Below are 19,609 nucleotides of genomic sequence, written 5' to 3' on the forward strand. Positions count from 1 at the left end.
AACACAATAATAAAAGTAAGAATGAAAAAAGTAACCACTTTATTATCAACCTTGGCATTGGCAACTACCCTGGCTGCTCAGAATCTTCCTCAGACGGAACGGCAATACCTTTCCGGCCACGGATGCGATGACATGGTAGAATGGGACTTCTTCTGTACCGACGGACGCAACTCCGGCAAATGGACGAAGATTGGCGTTCCGTCCTGTTGGGAATTGCAAGGCTTTGGTACTTATCAGTACGGAATCACCTTTTACGGTAAAGCTTTTCCCGAAGGGATCGCCGACGAGAAGGGCATGTATAAGTACGAATTTGAAGTTCCCGAAAAGTTTCGCGGACAACAAGTGAATCTTGTCTTTGAAGCTTCCATGACAGATACGGAAGTGAAAGTGAACGGGCGAAAGGTCGGCTCGAAACATCAGGGAGCTTTCTACCGTTTCTCGTATAATGTTACGGACTTCTTGAAATATGGTAAAAAGAACCTGTTGGAAGTAACAGTATCCAAAGAAAGTGAGAACGCGAGTGTGAACCTTGCCGAACGCCGTGCCGACTATTGGAACTTCGGCGGTATCTTCCGTCCTGTATTTCTGGAAGTGAAGCCTGCCGTCAATCTGCGTCACATTGCTATTGATGCGCAAATGGATGGTTCGTTCCGTGCGAACTGCTATACGAATATATCGAATGACGGAATGAGTGTCCGTGCACAGATTTCAGATAGCAAAGGCAAGAAACTGACCGAAACGACTGTTCCGGTAAAAGCCGGTGGAGACTGGACTTCTATCCAACTGAACGTCTCTAATCCCGCCCTGTGGACAGCGGAAACACCGAATCTCTATAAGGCACACTTTTCATTACTGGATAAGAACGGCAAAGTATTGCATAACGAAACGGAAACATTCGGCTTCCGCACTATCGAAGTACGCGAAAGTGACGGGCTTTATGTGAACGGGGTACGTATCAATGTGCGTGGTGTCAACCGCCATAGCTTCCGCCCGGAAAGCGGGCGTACATTGAGCAAAGCGAAGAATATCGAAGATGTCCTTTTAATGAAGGATATGAATATGAACTCTGTTCGTCTGAGCCATTATCCGGCTGACCCTGAATTTTTGGAAGCGTGTGATTCTCTCGGATTATATGTGATGGACGAACTGGGTGGCTGGCATGGCAAATATGATACTCCGACCGGAGTTCGCCTGATTGAAGGTATGATAGAGCGTGACGTGAATCATCCTTCCATTATTTGGTGGAGCAATGGCAATGAAAAAGGATGGAACACGGAACTGGACGGAGAATTCCATAAATATGACCCGCAGAAACGTCCGGTCATTCATCCGCAAGGTAACTTCTCCGGTTTTGAAACCATGCATTATCGTTCTTATGGGGAAAGTCAGAACTATATGCGCTTGCCGGAAATCTTTATGCCCACTGAATTTCTTCACGGCTTGTATGATGGCGGGCACGGTGCCGGATTGTATGATTATTGGGAAATGATGCGCAAGCATCCCCGTTGTATCGGCGGCTTTTTATGGGTACTGGCAGACGAAGGGGTGAAACGGGTAGATATGGACGGCTTCATTGATAATCAAGGTAACTTTGGTGCTGACGGTATTGTAGGCCCGCATCACGAAAAGGAAGGTAGTTATTACACTATCAAGCAGTTATGGAGTCCTGTACAAATAATGGACACTTCTATTGACAGGCAATTCGACGGCAAGTTATCCGTAGAAAACCGCTATGATTACCTGAATCTGAACACCTGCCGTTTCCTCTGGAAACAAGTGAAATTCCCTTTAGCGACAGATGTTCCCAATGCCGGCACTAAAGTTGTAAAACAAGGTGAAGTGCAAGGTAGTGATATTGCCGCTCATTCAGCAGGCATATTAGATCTTAAAACAACCATTCTCCCTGATGCGGACGCTCTCTTTGTGACGGCTGTCGACAAATACGGTCATGAACTTTGGCGTTGGACATTCCCGATAGATAAATTGAATCAGGTAAAAGAGGAACTTTCTCCGTTATCCGGCAAAGCAACTTACACCGAAACGGAAAATGCTCTCACAGTAAAAGCAAACAATCGCACTTTTATCTTTTCTAAAAAAGACGGACAGTTGAAAGGTGTATCTGTAAACAACCGCAAAATCAGTTTTGCCAACGGTCCCCGTTTCATCGGTGCCCGTCGCGCAGACCGTTCACTGGACCAGTTCTATAATCACGATGACGAAAAGTCTAAGGAAAAAGACCGCACTTACAGCGAATTTCCCGATGCGGCCGTATTTACCAAACTTGATGTAAGGGAAGACGGCGGCAACCTAATTATCACCGCTAATTATAAATTAGGAAACTTGGATAAAGCCCAATGGACAATCAATCCGAGCGGAATTGTTACACTCGACTATACTTATAACTTCTCCGGCGTAGTAGACCTGATGGGAATCTGTTTCGACTATCCTGAAGAACAAGTAATCAGTAAACGCTGGTTAGGAGCAGGTCCTTATCGTGTATGGCAAAATCGTATTCATGGTACACAATACGATATTTGGGAAAATGACTATAACGACCCTATTCCGGGTGAAACCTTTACTTATCCTGAGTTCAAAGGTTACTTCGGAGATGTTTCCTGGATGAATATCCGCACGAAAGAGGGTACAATCAGCCTGACAAACGAAACACCCGGCACTTACATCGGAATATATCAACCCCGTGACGGTCGTGACCGTTTGCTTTACACGCTTCCCGAAAGTGGAATCTCCGTACTGAACGTGATTCCGCCCGTACGTAACAAAGTAAACTCTACGGACTTGTGCGGCCCTTCTTCACAACCCAAGTGGGTGAATGGTCCGCAAACGGGACGAATCGTTTTCCGGTTTACAGAATAAGAATAAAAGTACTCAAATACAACTGAACGAATATGCCAAAAGAGAGAATGCTACTTTCTTTTGGCATATTTTTCTGTATATGGGCCGGCTTTGGCAGGTTTTTACTATTTTTGCCGATATATATCATTCACGCATTATTCCTATGTACACAATATTGATTATAGAAGATGAACCCCGGGTAGCTAATCTGCTGATGAACGGTCTGGAAGAGAATGGCTATCAGGTAATGGTGGCATATGATGGTCTGATGGGACTCCGGCTTTTTCAGGCACATTCATTCGATCTGGTCATTTCCGATATTGTCCTGCCGAAAATGAATGGATTTGAGTTATGCAAGGAAATACGCAAAGTAAATTCTTGTATTCCTATACTGATGTTGACGGCACTGGGGGCTACTGACGATAAGTTGGACGGGTTTGATGCCGGTGCGGATGATTATATGGTGAAACCTTTCGATTTCAGGGAACTGAATGCAAGGATAAAAGTATTGTTGAAACGGGGAAATAGTGATAAAAAGGATTTGCCGCATGAACTTTCCTATGCAGATTTACGTATCGATTTGCAAGGCAAGAATGTAGAACGGAACGGTATATCTATCAAACTTTCCCCCAAAGAATATAACCTGTTGCTCTATATGGTAGAGAATGCCGAAAGAGTATTGAGTCGGATTGAAATAGCCGAAAAAGTATGGAATACCCATTTTGATACGGGAACTAACTTCATTGACGTATATATCAACTACCTTCGCAAAAAGATAGACCGGAATTTTGAACCGAAACTCATCCACACCAAAGCCGGAATGGGTTTCATACTAACCGACAAATTATGAAAATCAGGACAATGCTGACCCTGCAATATGCAGGACTGACCGCAGCGGTATTTCTTGTATTCGTTATAGCTGTCTACTACGTGAGTGAACATTCACGCAGCAATGCCTTTTTTCGGAATCTGCAAAGTGAAGCGATAACAAAGGCGCATCTTTTTCTGAATAATCAAGTGGATGCCGCAACGATGCAATCCATTTATCTGAATAACAGGCAGTTTATCAATGAGGTGGAAGTAGCTGTCTATACCCCGGACTTCCGGATATTATACCATGACGCTCTCCAAAATGATATAATCAAGGAAACTCCTGAAATGGTCACCCGCATCTTGAAACGAAAGACTATCAATTTCTATGTCAATGAATATCAGGCGGTAGGACTTGTCTATACCTTTGAAGGGAAAGAATATATCGTTACCGCTGCCGCCTATGACGGCTATGGGTATGCCAATCGGGATGCTTTGAGGAATATGTTAATCCTGTTATTTATCGGTGGACTGACAATACTGGCAGTTGTAGGCTATATCCTTGCTAAAAGTACCCTGAAGCCGATACGCAGCATTGTGAAGGAAGCGGAAAATATCACCGCATCCCATATCGACAAAAGGCTTCCCGTAAAAAACGAACAGGATGAATTAGGAGAACTCTGTATTGCGTTCAATAACCTGTTGGAACGTTTGGAGAAATCGTTCAACTCACAAAAAATGTTTGTAAGCAATGTCTCCCACGAACTCCGTACTCCTATGGCTGCGCTTACGGCGGAACTGGATCTGGCATTGCTGAAAGAGCGTACAGCGGAACAGTATCAGTCAGCTATCGGTAATGCTTTGCAGGACGCCCATCGAATCATCAAGCTGATTGACGGACTACTGAACCTTGCCAAGGCGGATTACCAATCGGAACAAATCAAGATGGAGGAAGTCCGTCTGGATGAATTGCTGTTGGACGCACGGGAGTTAGTGTTGAAAGCTCATCCGGAATATCATGTCGAACTCGTATTCGATCAGGAAGCTGAAAACGACAATGTCCTGACTGTTGTCGGGAACAATTATCTGCTGACTACCGCATTCGTGAACCTGATAGAGAACAACTGCAAGTATTCTTCCAACCGGAGCTCATTCGTGCTGATTTCCTTTTGGGAACAATCGGCTGTCATTCGCCTGTCGGACAATGGCGTGGGAATCTCCGACAAGGACAAGGAGAACCTGTTCCGGCTATTCTATCGTGGAGAAAACAAAGCTTTTGCTTCCGGGCATGGCATCGGCATGACTCTGACTCAAAAAATCATTCATTTACATAAAGGAGAACTGACCGTATCTTCCCATCAGGGCGAGGGCACTACTTTTGTGGTAAAGCTCCCTCATATCTGACACTCCCTGATAATATTCTAATGATTTTCTAATACCACTCTAATATATCTCTAACAGCTTCCCGGTGGAGCTGTCCTTACCTTTGCATCGTGATTGAAAAAATGCAATTCGTAACTTTAAAAATAAGAGATTATGATGTGGAAGAAGAAATTGCGCCAACCGCAGTACTCATTCAATTCAGAAAAAGTTTTTCTGGTTGCTACCCAACCGGGCAAATCTGTCTATTCATATTTGCAGACCACCCGGCTCGGACTGACAAAAGGAGAAGTGGAACAACGTCAATCCACCTATGGAAAGAATGAAGTAGTTCACGAGCAGAGAAAGAATCCCTTTATCCTGTTTATCAAGACATTTATAAATCCGTTTATCGGAGTTCTCACCGGACTGGCTGTTGTATCCCTGATTTTGGATGTACTCATGGCTTCACCGGGAGAGCAGGAGTGGACGGGTGTCATCATTATTGCGTCTATGGTCGTGTTCAGTGCTATTCTGCGTTTTTGGCAGGAGTGGAGAGCAAGCGAAGCCACCGACTCTTTGATGAAGATGGTAAAGAATACGTGTTTGGTAAAACGGGCGGGGGCTCAGGAAGAAGAGTTGGATATTACGGAACTTGTTCCCGGAGACATTGTCTATCTGGCTGCCGGAGATATGGTTCCGGCTGATATCCGCATTATCGAGTCAAAAGACCTGTTCATCAGTCAGGCATCACTGACCGGAGAATCAGAACCTATTGAGAAATTGCCGGAAGTCAGGGGAAAGCAATACCGCAGTGGGAGCGTGGTAGAATTGGATAATATCTGTTATATGGGTTCCAATGTGATTAGTGGTGCTGCAAAAGGAATCGTCTTTGAGACGGGAAATAAGACTTATCTGGGCACTATTGCCAGAAGTCTGGTGGGGCATAGGGCTACCACTGCTTTCGATAAAGGAATCAGTAAAGTTAGTTTTTTGTTGATTCGCTTTATGTTGGTCATGGTTCCTTTTGTGTTTCTGGTCAACGGTTTCACAAAGGGAGACTGGTTTCAGGCTTTCATCTTTGCCATTTCCGTTGCCGTAGGGCTTACACCGGAAATGCTTCCGATGATTGTCACCACCAATCTTTCCAAAGGTGCGCTAGCCATGTCGAAAAAGAAAACAATCGTGAAGAACCTGAACGCGATTCAGAACTTCGGAGCCATGAATATACTCTGTACGGACAAGACAGGGACACTGACTTGTGACAAAATAGTGTTGGAGAAATATATAAATGCAGATGGAAGCGGTGACAATAGTAAACGTATTCTTCGCCATGCCTATTTCAACAGTTATTTTCAGACCGGATTAAGGAATCTGATGGATAAAGCGATTCTCTCCCACGTAAGAGAACTGAATTTGGAGCATTTGAAGGATGATTATACGAAGGTAGATGAAATCCCCTTTGATTTTACACGCCGGAGAATGTCCGTAGTTATAGAAGACCGTTTGGGCAAACGGCAGATTATCACTAAGGGGGCGGTGGAAGAAATTCTCGATGTATGTACATATGCGGAATTCGACGGACAGATTTATCCTTTGACTGGCGACTTGAAAGTCAAGGCACAAAAGATAAGTGAAGAAATGAACCGGCAGGGAATGAGAGTACTGGCGGTTTCCCAAAAGAGTTTTATCGAAAAGAACGGAAACTTTGCAGTCGAAGATGAAAAAGAAATGGTATTGATAGGTTATCTTGCTTTTCTTGACCCGCCTAAACCGTCTGCCGCCGAAGCGATAGAGCAATTGTATGTACATGGAGTGGAGGTCAAGATATTATCAGGAGATAATGACATCGTAGTGAAGGCGATTGCCCGTCAGGTAGGCATCGACACTACCCGTTCTCTTACGGGGATGGATATCGAGAATATGGATGAACCGGTAATGAAAGAAGCGGTAAGGAGCACTACGCTATTTTCTAAACTGACCCCGTTGCAAAAGACACAAATAATCTCTCTTTTGCAAGAGCAGGAAAATACGGTTGGCTTCTTGGGCGACGGCATTAACGATGCCGGTGCTCTGCGGCAATCAGATATTGGAATTTCTGTGGATTCGGCGGTAGATATAGCGAAAGAGAGTGCCGACATTATCTTGTTGGAGAAAGATTTGCTAGTGTTGGAAGATGGTGTGCTGGAGGGACGAAAGACCTTTGGCAACATCAATAAATACATTAAGATGACAGCCAGTTCAAACTTCGGGAATATGTTCAGCGTGATATTTGCAAGCGCATTCCTGCCTTTTCTTCCGATGATGCCGATACATCTGCTTATTCAGAATTTGCTGTATGACATTTCGCAGACAACCATTCCGTTTGACCGTATGGATCCGGAATTTCTGAAGAAGCCGCGTAAATGGGATGCGTCTGATTTAAGCCGTTTTATGATTTATATCGGTCCTATCAGTTCTATCTTTGATATTGCCACCTATTTGGTCATGTGGTATGTCTTTAGCTGTAACAGTCCCGAGCATCAGACCTTGTTTCAGACCGGATGGTTCGTTGAAGGACTATTGTCACAGACTTTGATTGTCCACATGATACGCACACGAAAAATTCCGTTTATACAAAGCCGGGCAACATGGCCTGTAATGGGAATGACGCTATTAATCATGGCAGTCGGCATTCTTATACCCTTCACGGCTTTCGGACGTTCCATTGGATTGCAGGCTCTTCCATTAAGCTATTTCCCCTGGCTGATAGGTATTCTGCTTTCTTATTGTATCTTGACGCAAGTTATTAAGAATTGGTATATCAGGAAGTTTGTACGTTGGCTATAATAATAGTAGGTTTACTGAAAAATTGACAATCAATTAATGTGGTATTAGCAGGATATTCTTCCTGTTGATACCACATTATAGAAATCTATTTAACTCTTTTACCAACAAATGAACGGATAGTTGAAGTTTCAAGCGATATATAAATATACATAACCTATTTTATACATCGTTTGTCTTGTGCATGTATATATACGCTGTATGTCACAGAAGTTAACCGAATAGATGGATAATGATTTAACAATATCTACCGAATACGTCTTTTATGAGAGAGATTAGTTTCTCATTTTGAATGAATCTGAAGTTGTTTTGAACGAAATTTCGGAATCCGTGTGCAATTTCAGAACGTTTTATTTTAATCTATATTTCTTTTGTATATTTGCAGCGAATATTAATTATAAGCATAAACAAAAAACACTCTATTATATACATTTGATGAAGATACATGACATAATAATTCTACTTTTGATGTTTTTGGGAAGCATAGGGCATTGTTCAGCTCAAAAAGTAGCGGTAAAAACAAATCTGTTCTACGGGATTTATTCAAATTCACCTAATCTTGGAGTCGAGTTCGGACTTTCACCAAGTAGTACAGTAGAACTGGGTGGCGGCTTTAACTGGTTTACATCCGGCAAATCATCCTCAAACAAAAAACTGGTACACTGGCTCGGTTCTGCGGAATATCGTTATTGGACGTGTGAAAGATTCAGCGGACATTTTTGGGGAATACATATATTAGGAGGACAGTACAACATAGCCGGTCATCATTTGCCACTTCTATTCGGAGATGATTCCAGACGCCATCGTTATGAAGGATGGGGGATAGGCGGAGGATTTTCGTATGGCTACCATTTTCTCCTAAGCAATCGTTGGAGTCTCGAAGCGAATATAGGCATGGGATATGTCCGGCTTCATTACGACAAGTTCAGGTGCGAGACTTGTGGTGAAAAAACCGGAACGGAAAAACGCAACTATTTCGGACCGACTAAAGCCGCAGTCTCACTTATATTTCATATAAAATAATAAAAACATGATAAAAGCTAAATCAATTTTATGGTTACTGACTCTGTCACTGCTCTTTTCTCCTTTACTATATGGAGAAAACCTGCCAGACAAATGGTATAAAGGAACTATGCACCCAGAAGCTCTTAAACTACAACAAGTGGGAGATTCTTTACATATTCAAATGCTTTACGACTTCGATAAAATAAAAGTCAGTTCCAATCATTCAATAGAACTGATACCGGTATTAGTTACTACAAGCCACCAAATGGAATTGCCGGAAATCTCTGTCAAAGGCCGTAGTAATTACCAAGGCCTGAAACGTAAATTGGCTTTAATGAATACACAGGAACGTGATTTTTACCAGTCGGAAGCTCCATATCGTGTTGTAAAAGGATATGGAACAACCGGAAAAGAACAAATCCGGTATTCATTGGTCATTCCATTCGAACCATGGATGAAAGATGCGCGTTTGGATATCAAAAAGGAAGTGACAGGTTGTTGCCGACCGGGCAAGTTACTATCGACAATTCCTCTTTTTAGTACTGTTGCTTTGGAACAACTTGCTATTCCGTATCAAGTTATTCCACATATCAGCTACGTTCAACCACAAGTGGAACATGTTAAAAATCGTGAGATGTCATGCGAAGCGTTTTTGGACTTTGTCGTCTCTAAAACCGACATAAAACCGGATTATATGAACAATCCGGTAGAGTTGGAAAAGATAGACTCCATGCTTGCTGAAGTGAAAAATGATACAACTATAACGATTCGTGAGATATCGGTCATCGGTTATGCTTCACCGGAAGGCTCTTTCCTTTTTAACAGGCAACTTTCCGAAGGACGTGCGAAAGCACTTGTCAATTACCTGCTCCCTCATTTCTCTTTTTCTAAAGAATTATACAAGGTGGAATATGGCGGTGAAAATTGGGATGGATTACGCAAGATGGTTGCAGAATCTGATATGATGGAGAAAGAGGATATTCTTCATATCATTGATAATACACCGGCTGCTATAAATTATCATACAAATACTAGTCGTAAAAAATCATTGATGCTATATAAACATGGTGAGCCATATCGATATATGCTCAACGAGTATTATCCACATTTACGTAAAGCAATATGTAAGATAAAATATAATGTTCAGAATTTTAATATAGAACAGGCAAAAATACTACTTCATAGTCGACCTCAAGATTTGAGCCTGAATGAAATCTATCAAGTAGCTCTTACTTACGAAAATGGTTCACCGGAATTTATAGAACTATTTGAAACAGCCGTCAGAATCTTTCCTAACGATGAGGTTGCCAATTTAAATGCCGCTTCGGCTGCACTTTCACATGGAGATACAGTATTAGCAGAAGAATATCTTAGGAAAACAAAGATTTCCGTACCGGAGTATGAAAACACAGTGGGAGTGTTACACTTATTGAAAGGGGAATATGAGCAAGCAGAAGCATATCTCAATAAAGCTGCCGAATCTGGATTGAGACAAGCACGTCTTAATCTCGAGGAATTGGCTAAAGGTAGAGACAATATCCGGACAATAAACAAACAAGACTATTGATTTATTTTTACTATCATTTATAATTATCATTTCATTTACAACATTTAAACATTTAAAAAGATGAAAACAAGAAGTTTTCTATTATCAACGTTGGCAGCTTTTATGCTTGCCAGTTGTAGTAGTGAGGAAGCAGGGGAAAACAACATTCCGGGTGATGACCTGAATGGCAAAGCGTATCTGTCGCTTTCGCTTAAAAGTCATATAGCTACTACAAGAGCAACAACAAAACCGGGTACTTCAGGGGAAAGTAGAGCGGGGACTGTAACTGTTCTATTATTTGACAAGGATGATGTATGCCTTGATGTGGTTGACTTTAGTGGTGCTACTGTTGGAAACAGCGGAGGAGAAGGGAATCCGTCTGCTGCAGCCAGTGAAGCTAAATTAGTGCCGGAAAAAACTGAGAAAGTATTTGTGGTTATCAACCCTTATAGTGCTGGGTGGGATTTATCTAAAGATGTCGTAAAGGGTAAACCTTGGAACACGATTAATGCTGCTATTGATGCGACTATTACCAATGTTACGGGCGACCAGAATTTTATGATGGCGAGTGCAGGTATCACTGATGCTGGAGCATTAACAGATGTAAAGTCGAATGTGTTTAAACCGACTGAATATACCCCGGAAGCAGAGAATCAGGCAAAGACTAACGCCAAAAATACTCCTGCTAAAATCAATGTAGACCGGTTGAGTGCCAAAGTTGAGGTTGCGGTTAAGTCACCAGACTTTACAAAACCAGATGGTTCCAATTTTACTTTTGGTGGTTGGGAATTAAGTGTTACCAATAAGAGTGTAAAATTATATAGTGATCTTATTCCTTATGACAATGCTACAGAAGGGGCTGTTTATCGTCGGGATAAGAACTATCTGCTGAGCGAACAGCCTGATATTAGTGAAAATATGGAAGCTAACATGGATGCAGCTTTCAATTATCTGAAAAACATCAATAATACAGCGGAAACTATGCCTGAAGTGAAGCAGACGGATGGAACAAGTTTGTATTGTCTTGAAAACACTATGGATGCGGCAGCGCAGCAATTGGGATTTACTACCAAGGTGGTGGTAAAAGCTCGGTATACTCCTAAAGATTTGACTGTAAATACCAGTTACTTCTCTTGGAAAGGTAATTATTATACACTAGAAGGGCTTCAAAAAGCATACAAAGAAACCACTGGCGGCGGACTGAAAACAGATTTGCCTATATTCTTGAAAAAAGCAGGCGTCGTGGAAGAGGGTGTTGCAGACATAGATAAGGCGATTGCAGATCTTACTGTTGACGACTTCAATGAGAAAACCGGTATTATCGGACGTTTCTGCGCTGTACGTTACTATCACGCATCAGTATGCTACTATGACGTTTTAATCCGTCACGACCAAAATGTCACAACCAAAATGGCTTTAGGTAGATATGGTGTAGTACGCAACAACTGGTATCACCTTGAGCTTCAGAGTGTGAGCGGCCCCGGAACACCGTGGATTCCCGATCCGTCCGACCCTGATCCAAATAATCCTACACCACCGGATACCGATGATGATGAAGCAGACGCTTATCTATCTGTTGAAATCACTATCAATCCATGGACTTTCTGGACACAAGGTGTTGATTTGCATTAATAGATGGAAATCAAGAGATACATAAAGAAATACATAATAATCCTTGCCGCTTTTATGGCGGCAGGGATTACCGGTTGCGATGTCCTTCATGACGACCTCGAACAGTGTGATCTTTTTCTGAAGTTCCGGTATGACTATAACATGGCAAACGAAAACTGGTTTGCCGATCAAGTGGAAGAAGTAAAGGTCTTTGTGTTTGATGCAGAAGGGAGCTATATACAGACATTCACCGAAAATGGCAGTCTGCTGAAAAGTCCGGACTATCGTATGCTGATACCTTATCGTCTGAAAGGCTGTACGGCTGTTGTGTGGGCAGGAAAAACAGACAGTTTTTATTCATTACCGATAATGACCGCAGGCACTCCGATAGATAAATTGACATTGAAATATGAACCTGAAAATGACATAAGCAACAATCATCTCGATGCGTTATGGCATAGCAGTTCTCTGCAAATGTTTTCGTTAGAGAATAGCGGCAATACGGAAACGGTCAGCTTGGTGCGCAATACCAACGATATAACGATAGGTATTACACAGAGCAGCAACCCTGTTGATGTTTCAAAATATGATATACAACTGATAGCAGCAAACAGTTCTTATGACTATAAAAATAATTTTGGAGAGAAAAACAAGAACATAACTTATTATCCTTGTCCTGAAGAGGAGGACAGTAGAGTATCTTTCCACACCCGGATTCATACGCTCAGGCTTGTCAAAGATAGCGATATGACTTTTTCCATCACAGAAAAATCTTCAGGAAAAGCAATAGATATCGGAGGTAAAACAACAATAAACCTCATTGATTACCTGTTGATGAGTAAACCGGAAATGATGGATGAGCAGGAATATCTTGACCGCAGATATCAGTGGGACATCAATATCCGTATTGGAGACAAGGAAGAGAACGGTTACATTGCATTGAGCATAACCGTCAACAATTGGACGTATTGGTTTCAGCCAACGGATATGTAAGCCGTTTTTTGAAACAAAATTTTGGCACGATTAAGGATGAATATAACTATAAACATAAAATTTCCGGCAGTTGTCTTGCTTTTGACGACGTTTGCCTTGTTGCTTGATTCTTGTGTAAACGAGAATGAACCGACAGGTGCACGTATTTACGAAGGAGAAAGAATACCTCTAAGTATTACTATGGGGACACGCAATACTACTACCGATAATGATAAAGTCATAAGTTCCGTACGTGCGATTGTTTTTAATGACAAGGATGAACTGGTGTATAATGGTGTTTCGGACACTTCCATAAATGATGATGACACATATACCGCTCCAATAAGGGCGGCACGGGGATACAACAACATTTATATCATTTGTAATGAAACAGAGGAACTTACGGAAAAACTCAACGCCATTACACGGGAGAATGAAATAGAAAATGTGACATTCTCCGCAGTAGGTATCATTGCTCCGCCACCCATGTATGGAAATGTGCAACATGCCTATGTAGAATCCCGCAGTGACGGGAAAAATGCCACAGTCACAATTAATAATGTTAAAATGACGGAACTACCGGTTAAAGTAACCCGTATGGTATCCCGTCTTAGCTTTACAGCAATTAAAAATATAACCAATCCGGATGAGGATTTTAAGGTAACCAAACTGTCAATCAAGGTATGTCGTATGCCAGCCGCCACTACCATAGGAGAAGGACAGGCATATACGAAAAATATTTGGTCGGATGACCTTACTATATCAGGAACAGGCGAACTCGATAATAACGGTACATATATAATAAATGGAAATAAATACACCATTCCTGATAACGTAGATTTCATAACAATTCCCGCCACTTATATCCCCGAGCACTTGTTATCCGAACCTAAAAATGCTTCACAAGCAACCTATCTCAAGATTGACGCACAATGCATACTTAAAAATGGAAGTACGCAGGTACTAAACTGCATCTATTTACTAGATATCGGGCAGAATCCCCCTGAAAACCATAACCTGACACGAAATAACCATTATCAGATATACGCCACCATTACCGGTATGGGTGCAATGGGACTTTATGCGGAAATAGTGGCAATGGAGGAACATGATATCACAATCAACTGGAAGCCTATTGACGGACTGGTAATAGTGAGTGACAAGGCGGCAGATTATGACGCCACAGCCGATACATCCAAAAATGTGAATATATGGAATGACTTTACCATCTATTCAGGTGTACTGAAAGCATATCATTCGGAGACGGGATACAAAGATGTCCTGTTCAAGTACGGCAGCCTGATAGCTATACACAGCGCATCGGAAGAAGGGAAAACATTTGCAGCACCCGACAATGCTAATGAACTGAACGATGTACTTTGGTATCCGGGCTCATACGCCCCTTTAACTATCAAGGGATGGGCGGACATTCCTTATCAGGATACTGGTGAAATACCTGAAAATAATACGGCAGTCCAGATTGCGAAAGGATTGGGAGATCCTTGCAAACTTGCCGGACTATCTGAAGCTCAAATCAAGACTTTGGGAATTGTGGATAACGGACAGTGGCATATGGCTACTTCGGATGAGAATAACATTCTGATAATGGCAACTGATAATGAAAATAATTCATACGGTTACCCTTCTTTCCATTGGTTGCTTTCTCCACATAATCGGTATAGGGATACGGACGGCATTTCCAAGGGAGATCGTTCCAATGGATGGTATTGGGCAAATGATGCCTCAGTATTCAAATTCTCCGGTCAATCACAGGAAGCTGGACTTCAAAATGGTATAAACAGACAAAATGCATATATGATCCGTTGTGTGCGCAATGAGATACCAGAAAGCCAGATGAAGATAGGTAATATTGTCAGTCCCACTTATCAGGGTACCGAGAATAGTGGAAACTCTTACTTCGGCATTATATCAAATATTCCTTATTGGACGGCAACACTTGTAACATCAGGTTCGGAAATGGGAACAGCATCTCCCAACGATTTTTCATTTGAGCCCGGAGGTGGCAGCATACATACTACCCACGGCAGTAACACTCAGAATATCTCTGTATATGTCAAACGTAAGGAAAGTGCTTCGCCACGTTCATTTAGAGTGAGAGTGGCAGGCATCGGTTTGGACGGGCGGGCAGAGAGTCTCTTACTCACTGTTTCACAAAGCGGATATGATTTACGTGCCAAAACAGGATTAGGCAGTTCTGGTAATATACCTCAGGAGGGAGGAACTTACGAGACAACCATTCAACTTACCCCCACAGATGTAACCATGCCTGCCGGAAAATTGTATTTGAGAATCAGCTATGCAGGTGCCACAAAGTGTGTCAGCACCGAAGTAAATACTGAATCACATAAATATGAGTATCCTGTCTCAATAGAAATCCCGGAAAATGATAGTCCGAGTGCCATTAATCTTACGGTTGAGATATTATTGGCAAGAGAGTCCGGATTAACAGTTTCCCTTGGAAATCCGATTATTTCACAAAATGGTTATCAATAAGAACCGGCATGAAGCTTGGTGATAAATAGATATGATATGAGAATAAGAATTAGATATAGAAAGTATTTCCGGACAGTCTGCACAACCTTGCTGTCACTGTTATACTTGGGTTGCACAAATGACAAACTGGATGAGTTTAATCCGGGAAATACTTCAGGTAAAACGGTCATGGTCAGCCTGAATGTCAGTCTTCCTGCTGCTGTAGAACCGACATTCGCGAGTGGTTATACAGCTGCAAAGTCATTTTTTAGGAAAGAAACTTGTTCTGACTCTCCGTTTACTGTGGTTTTGGAAGGAAAGCAGGAACCGCATACCATAACTACCCGTGCTTCCGATGGGACAACCAAACTACATAACCTATGGCTATTCCAGTTTAAGGAAGATGGCTCCATTAATGGAAAACCTCATAAACTGAGTGATACTACGACAGCTATTAATGATCTAGCAACAATAGATGTTCCTCTTGTGGTGGCGGAGAATCAAACTTTATATCTGCTGGTGCTGGGTCCCAAGCTAAATTACGACATGAGTAAGGTAAGTTATCTCGATGAACTTAAAAAATGGAGTTTTGAATACTTGACTAATATAGAAGGTCATACCCAGTCACTTATCACCGCTGACGACGAAGTACCATTGGCCGGAGAAGTGCCGGGTGTTACTGTCGTAGATATTGACGGAGGTAACCGGGGATTGGTCGAATATAACAAGCCTGTCGGTTTTGTTGGAGGTATCGAAATAAGAAAGCTGATGGCACGCATTACATTACGCTATAAATTTGAAGTGGAAAATTACAAATTGCAGGGTTTGAAATTATTGAATGTAAACAGTACGATTCGGCTCACCAATCCTGAAAAGAATAGTGATGAAGATACTTATGCCACGTTTGAAGTAGATAAATTGGGCGAACCGGATGCAAACGGCTTTTATTCGGCAACATGGTATGTTGCACAGAATTGTCAGGGAACTGTAGGTAGTATTATGAGTGAAAACCAACGTTACTACAAAATAGTCAATAAAGTACCTTCTGGGGCTGCACCAGTGTTGGGTACACAGATAGAAGCATGGGCATATTCTACTGTAACAGACGAATATGCAATTTACCAAATGTATGTCGGGAACAACAATACTAACAATTTTGATGTGGAACCCAATCATTTTTATAATCTACGTACTACCATTAACGCAGACATAAATTCTGCAAAAAACGATGAACGGATTAGAGCGTACATTGCCAGTCAATATGTAGAGTTTCATGCTAGTTATAATGTAGCTGTTAGTGGAGGGGCATCATTTGATACTTTTAAGAACCTCTACAATAAATCAGGTAAAGATTATGACCTTGATGCAGCTTATGATGTTCGACCGATAGTTGTACAAACTCAGGGAAGAACAGTGGAAGTGGAGATATATACCAATAAAGAATGTACACAGAAAGCTCCCGATAACAGTTGGCTTCGTTTGTCTTCTTCATCTAATTATACCGATGCATATAATAATGTCAAGGAGCCGCTGAATACATATATCAAAGCAAGTACCATACTTCCCACACAAATAAAATTTTATCTTTATAATGATGAGTACATATATGATGAAAACGGTAATCTGGTCGATTCTGGTGGTGAAAGCGATGCGGAAGGAAAGCGTTCCTTATTTATCAAAGTTACTACCACAACCGAGGGAGATGGAGAAATATTGCAAGCTTCACATATATTCAGAATGGATCAGCGACCGGCAATATATGCCGGACGTTTCGGAGGAGTAAAAGATACGGATGGGAATTATACGATGGGATTAGTGCATGACAGATTATCTGTGCGTAGCACAAATAAATATCTGGTGGGCATAACCACCATGGGAAAAATACAATATGGTTATAACAATGTTGAAACAGCAACACAATCATATGGGACAGATGATATAAATTGCGGAAAAACAGCAACGATTAATCTAGCTGAAAATATACATAACCTTTCTTGGACAGGTGATATACCTGTTCCGCAGAAAGATGCAAACGGTCATGTACTATTATATCAATACCAATATCCGGCCAGTACCTTTTCCGCAAGAGTCTGTTATGATAAAAACAGAGATGAAGATGGAAACGGACGAATAGAAGGTGATGAATTAAAGTGGTATATGCCTGCATCCAATCAACTGATTGGTATTTATATAGGTAGTTCATTGAATATTACCAGCGGAAATACAACTACGGAAGATGGAAATGGTAGTGTCAAAAGATGGTATAACGGACTGAATTCTTACTATAAAACTGATGGTGGCTCAAGGTGCGTAAGAGATATAAGTATCAAGCAAATGCAATTTTAAAGCGAAATAAACAAAAACAAGAATAAAATGAAACGAATGATTATTATAATTTCCGCGTCTCTCTTCATGCATGTAAAGGGATATTCTCAGATAACGGGTATATATACGGATGAGGAAGGAAATCAATATGCAGTTATATATTCGACAGGTTTACCCGAAAGTAGAGTGGAGAATAGAAGTGAAAATTCAACGTTTTATACGAATATTCAACTCTATGAATGGACTTCAAACGGTCAAAACACGAACCCTGTCAAAGATAGCAATGGAAATTTAGTTTATGTTCATCGTGTAAGTCGGCATAATAATGCTATAAATAGTGGCAACAATGATATGAAAGTCTCCAAGGGATTTATTATATCTCCGGATGCGATTGACAGTGATGGTGCAAGTACAACTACGACAACAATGGACTGGGCTACTGCAAACGGATATCTTGCTACAGCAAACCAAAATAAATACGATGTTACAAGTTATGCCGTTCCTAAAGGATGTGCCATGTACCGTGGAAAATATGGAAAAGACGCACCGGGAACATGGCGGGTTCCTACCTTTCGGGAAGGTAGCCTGATAATGATTTTTTATAGAGAATTGGAGGAAACAAATGTGCGAACTGGTTTTAATAAATTCGCATTGTCTACAAACGGTACCGCTTATTGGTTGGCAACAGAACATTCCGGTTCTTCTACTTATGCATGGTATATGAAATTCTATCCTGACGTAACAAAAGTGAAATATGCATCCTCTAGCGGTTCCAAAAGTACTAAATATTTTCTCCGCTGTATTCGGGATATTCCATCGAAATGAATTATGAACGAAGTATGAGTTGTAAAAATAGCATTAATAACATTCAATGAAAATGAATATGCCATATAGTCCGGATAAAGTAGTTGACAAATTATTGAAATCTGAAGAGTTTAACGTATATACTACAATTGCCCATTTACCTCTTGATGAAAATCCGACGTATCTTGAAGAGGGGATAAACGGGATATGTACGGGAGGAAGTGCGCTCTTTAATGTTTTCGGTAATAAACGGCGTATTGTCCCCAATGATTTGGTCATTATTTTTCCTTTCCAGTTGGCATCTGTCACGGAAATTAGTGATGACTTTTCAATGACATTCCTAAAAGTATCCAAAAGCCTGTTTATAGATACGATAAGCGGTATATGTATGCCTACCCTTGACTTCTTTTTCTATATGCGGAAGAATTTCAGCACTTCGCTATACGATGAAGAATGTCAACGTTTCATTCATTTTTGCCAGATATTGACTTACCGTATTGACTTACCCCAGGACTTATTCAGACGGGAGTCTATCATGCAACTGTTACGTGTTTTCTATTGGGATATCTATGCGGCTTATAAAAGAAAACCGGAAGTGGCCGAATTAGTAAAATATACCCGTAAGGAAAAAATTGTATTCGATTTCTTTTGTTTGGTGATAGAGTTTCATACGGTATGTAGGGATGTCGCTTTTTATGCGGAAAAGATGTGCGTGTCCGCTAAACATCTGACAATGGTAATAACCGATATGAGCGGTCGTTCAGCAAAAGACTGGATTATAGAATATTCCATTCTTGAAATAAAAGCACTATTGAAGGACACTAATCTCGAGATAAAAGAAGTGGCTTCGCGAACACACTTCCAGTCAAATTCCGTTATGACAAGATTCTTTCGTGAACATACCGGCATGACACCCTCAGAATATAGGGAGAGAATTTATGTCCTAGATTGTATCGAATAGCGGCATTTAGAAAAATAAAATACGAATACTGCCTGTGAAGGTCG

12 protein-coding genes are annotated in these 19,609 nt (G+C 41.3%); all 12 read left to right on the forward strand.

Features of this window, described 5'->3' with window-relative positions:
• The first annotated feature begins 21 nt into the window (after nucleotides 1-21).
• The 12 genes from BQ7997_RS07730 to BQ7997_RS07785 all read left to right on the forward strand — a co-directional run bounded on the left by BQ7997_RS07730 (nucleotide 22) and on the right by BQ7997_RS07785 (nucleotide 19,565).
• Nucleotides 22-2,874 (forward strand): glycoside hydrolase family 2 protein, encoded by a 2,853-nt coding sequence (locus tag BQ7997_RS07730; protein WP_073345200.1) that lies wholly within the window; start codon nucleotides 22-24, stop codon nucleotides 2,872-2,874.
• Between the two features lie 142 nt (nucleotides 2,875-3,016).
• Nucleotides 3,017-3,703 (forward strand): response regulator transcription factor, encoded by a 687-nt coding sequence (locus BQ7997_RS07735; RefSeq protein WP_073346444.1) that lies wholly within the window; start codon nucleotides 3,017-3,019, stop codon nucleotides 3,701-3,703.
• Entirely contained in the window at nucleotides 3,700-5,067 is a 1,368-nt protein-coding gene (locus tag BQ7997_RS07740) for a HAMP domain-containing sensor histidine kinase (RefSeq protein ID WP_044654779.1), read from the forward strand. Before BQ7997_RS07735 ends, BQ7997_RS07740 begins: the two co-directional genes overlap by 4 nt.
• A gap of 132 nt (nucleotides 5,068-5,199) precedes the next feature.
• A complete protein-coding gene (gene mgtA, locus BQ7997_RS07745) occupies nucleotides 5,200-7,851 on the forward strand; it encodes a magnesium-translocating P-type ATPase (RefSeq protein ID WP_073345202.1) in 2,652 nt (883 codons plus the stop codon).
• Nucleotides 7,852-8,283: 432 nt separating this feature from the next.
• The gene (locus BQ7997_RS07750; protein WP_073346446.1) at nucleotides 8,284-8,871 is read left to right on the forward strand and encodes a DUF3575 domain-containing protein; all 588 of its coding nucleotides are present in this window, start codon (nucleotides 8,284-8,286) and stop codon (nucleotides 8,869-8,871) included.
• 7 nt (nucleotides 8,872-8,878) lie between these two features.
• On the forward strand, nucleotides 8,879-10,420 hold the full coding sequence (locus tag BQ7997_RS07755) for a DUF3868 domain-containing protein (RefSeq protein WP_073345205.1): 1,542 nt from the start codon (nucleotides 8,879-8,881) through the stop codon (nucleotides 10,418-10,420).
• 60 nt (nucleotides 10,421-10,480) lie between these two features.
• A complete protein-coding gene (locus BQ7997_RS07760; protein ID WP_073345207.1) occupies nucleotides 10,481-12,031 on the forward strand; it encodes an Mfa1 family fimbria major subunit in 1,551 nt (516 codons plus the stop codon).
• Nucleotides 12,032-12,034: 3 nt separating this feature from the next.
• On the forward strand, nucleotides 12,035-13,003 hold the full coding sequence (locus BQ7997_RS07765; RefSeq protein ID WP_073345209.1) for a FimB/Mfa2 family fimbrial subunit: 969 nt from the start codon (nucleotides 12,035-12,037) through the stop codon (nucleotides 13,001-13,003).
• 21 nt (nucleotides 13,004-13,024) lie between these two features.
• Nucleotides 13,025-15,496, forward strand: a complete 2,472-nt coding sequence (locus tag BQ7997_RS07770; RefSeq protein ID WP_073345211.1) for a fimbrial protein — start codon at nucleotides 13,025-13,027, stop codon at nucleotides 15,494-15,496.
• Between the two features lie 36 nt (nucleotides 15,497-15,532).
• Nucleotides 15,533-17,821 carry a DUF4906 domain-containing protein gene (locus BQ7997_RS07775; protein ID WP_073345214.1) on the forward strand — a complete coding sequence of 763 codons (2,289 nt, stop codon included), beginning with the start codon at nucleotides 15,533-15,535 and terminating at the stop codon, nucleotides 17,819-17,821.
• Nucleotides 17,822-17,848: 27 nt separating this feature from the next.
• On the forward strand, nucleotides 17,849-18,625 hold the full coding sequence (locus BQ7997_RS07780) for an Lcl C-terminal domain-containing protein (protein ID WP_073345217.1): 777 nt from the start codon (nucleotides 17,849-17,851) through the stop codon (nucleotides 18,623-18,625).
• A gap of 46 nt (nucleotides 18,626-18,671) precedes the next feature.
• A complete protein-coding gene (locus BQ7997_RS07785; protein ID WP_073345219.1) occupies nucleotides 18,672-19,565 on the forward strand; it encodes a helix-turn-helix domain-containing protein in 894 nt (297 codons plus the stop codon).
• Nucleotides 19,566-19,609 lie beyond the last annotated feature (44 nt).

Source organism: Bacteroides congonensis (genome assembly GCF_900130125.1).
In the GTDB taxonomy this organism is placed as follows: Bacteria; Bacteroidota; Bacteroidia; order Bacteroidales; family Bacteroidaceae; genus Bacteroides; species Bacteroides congonensis.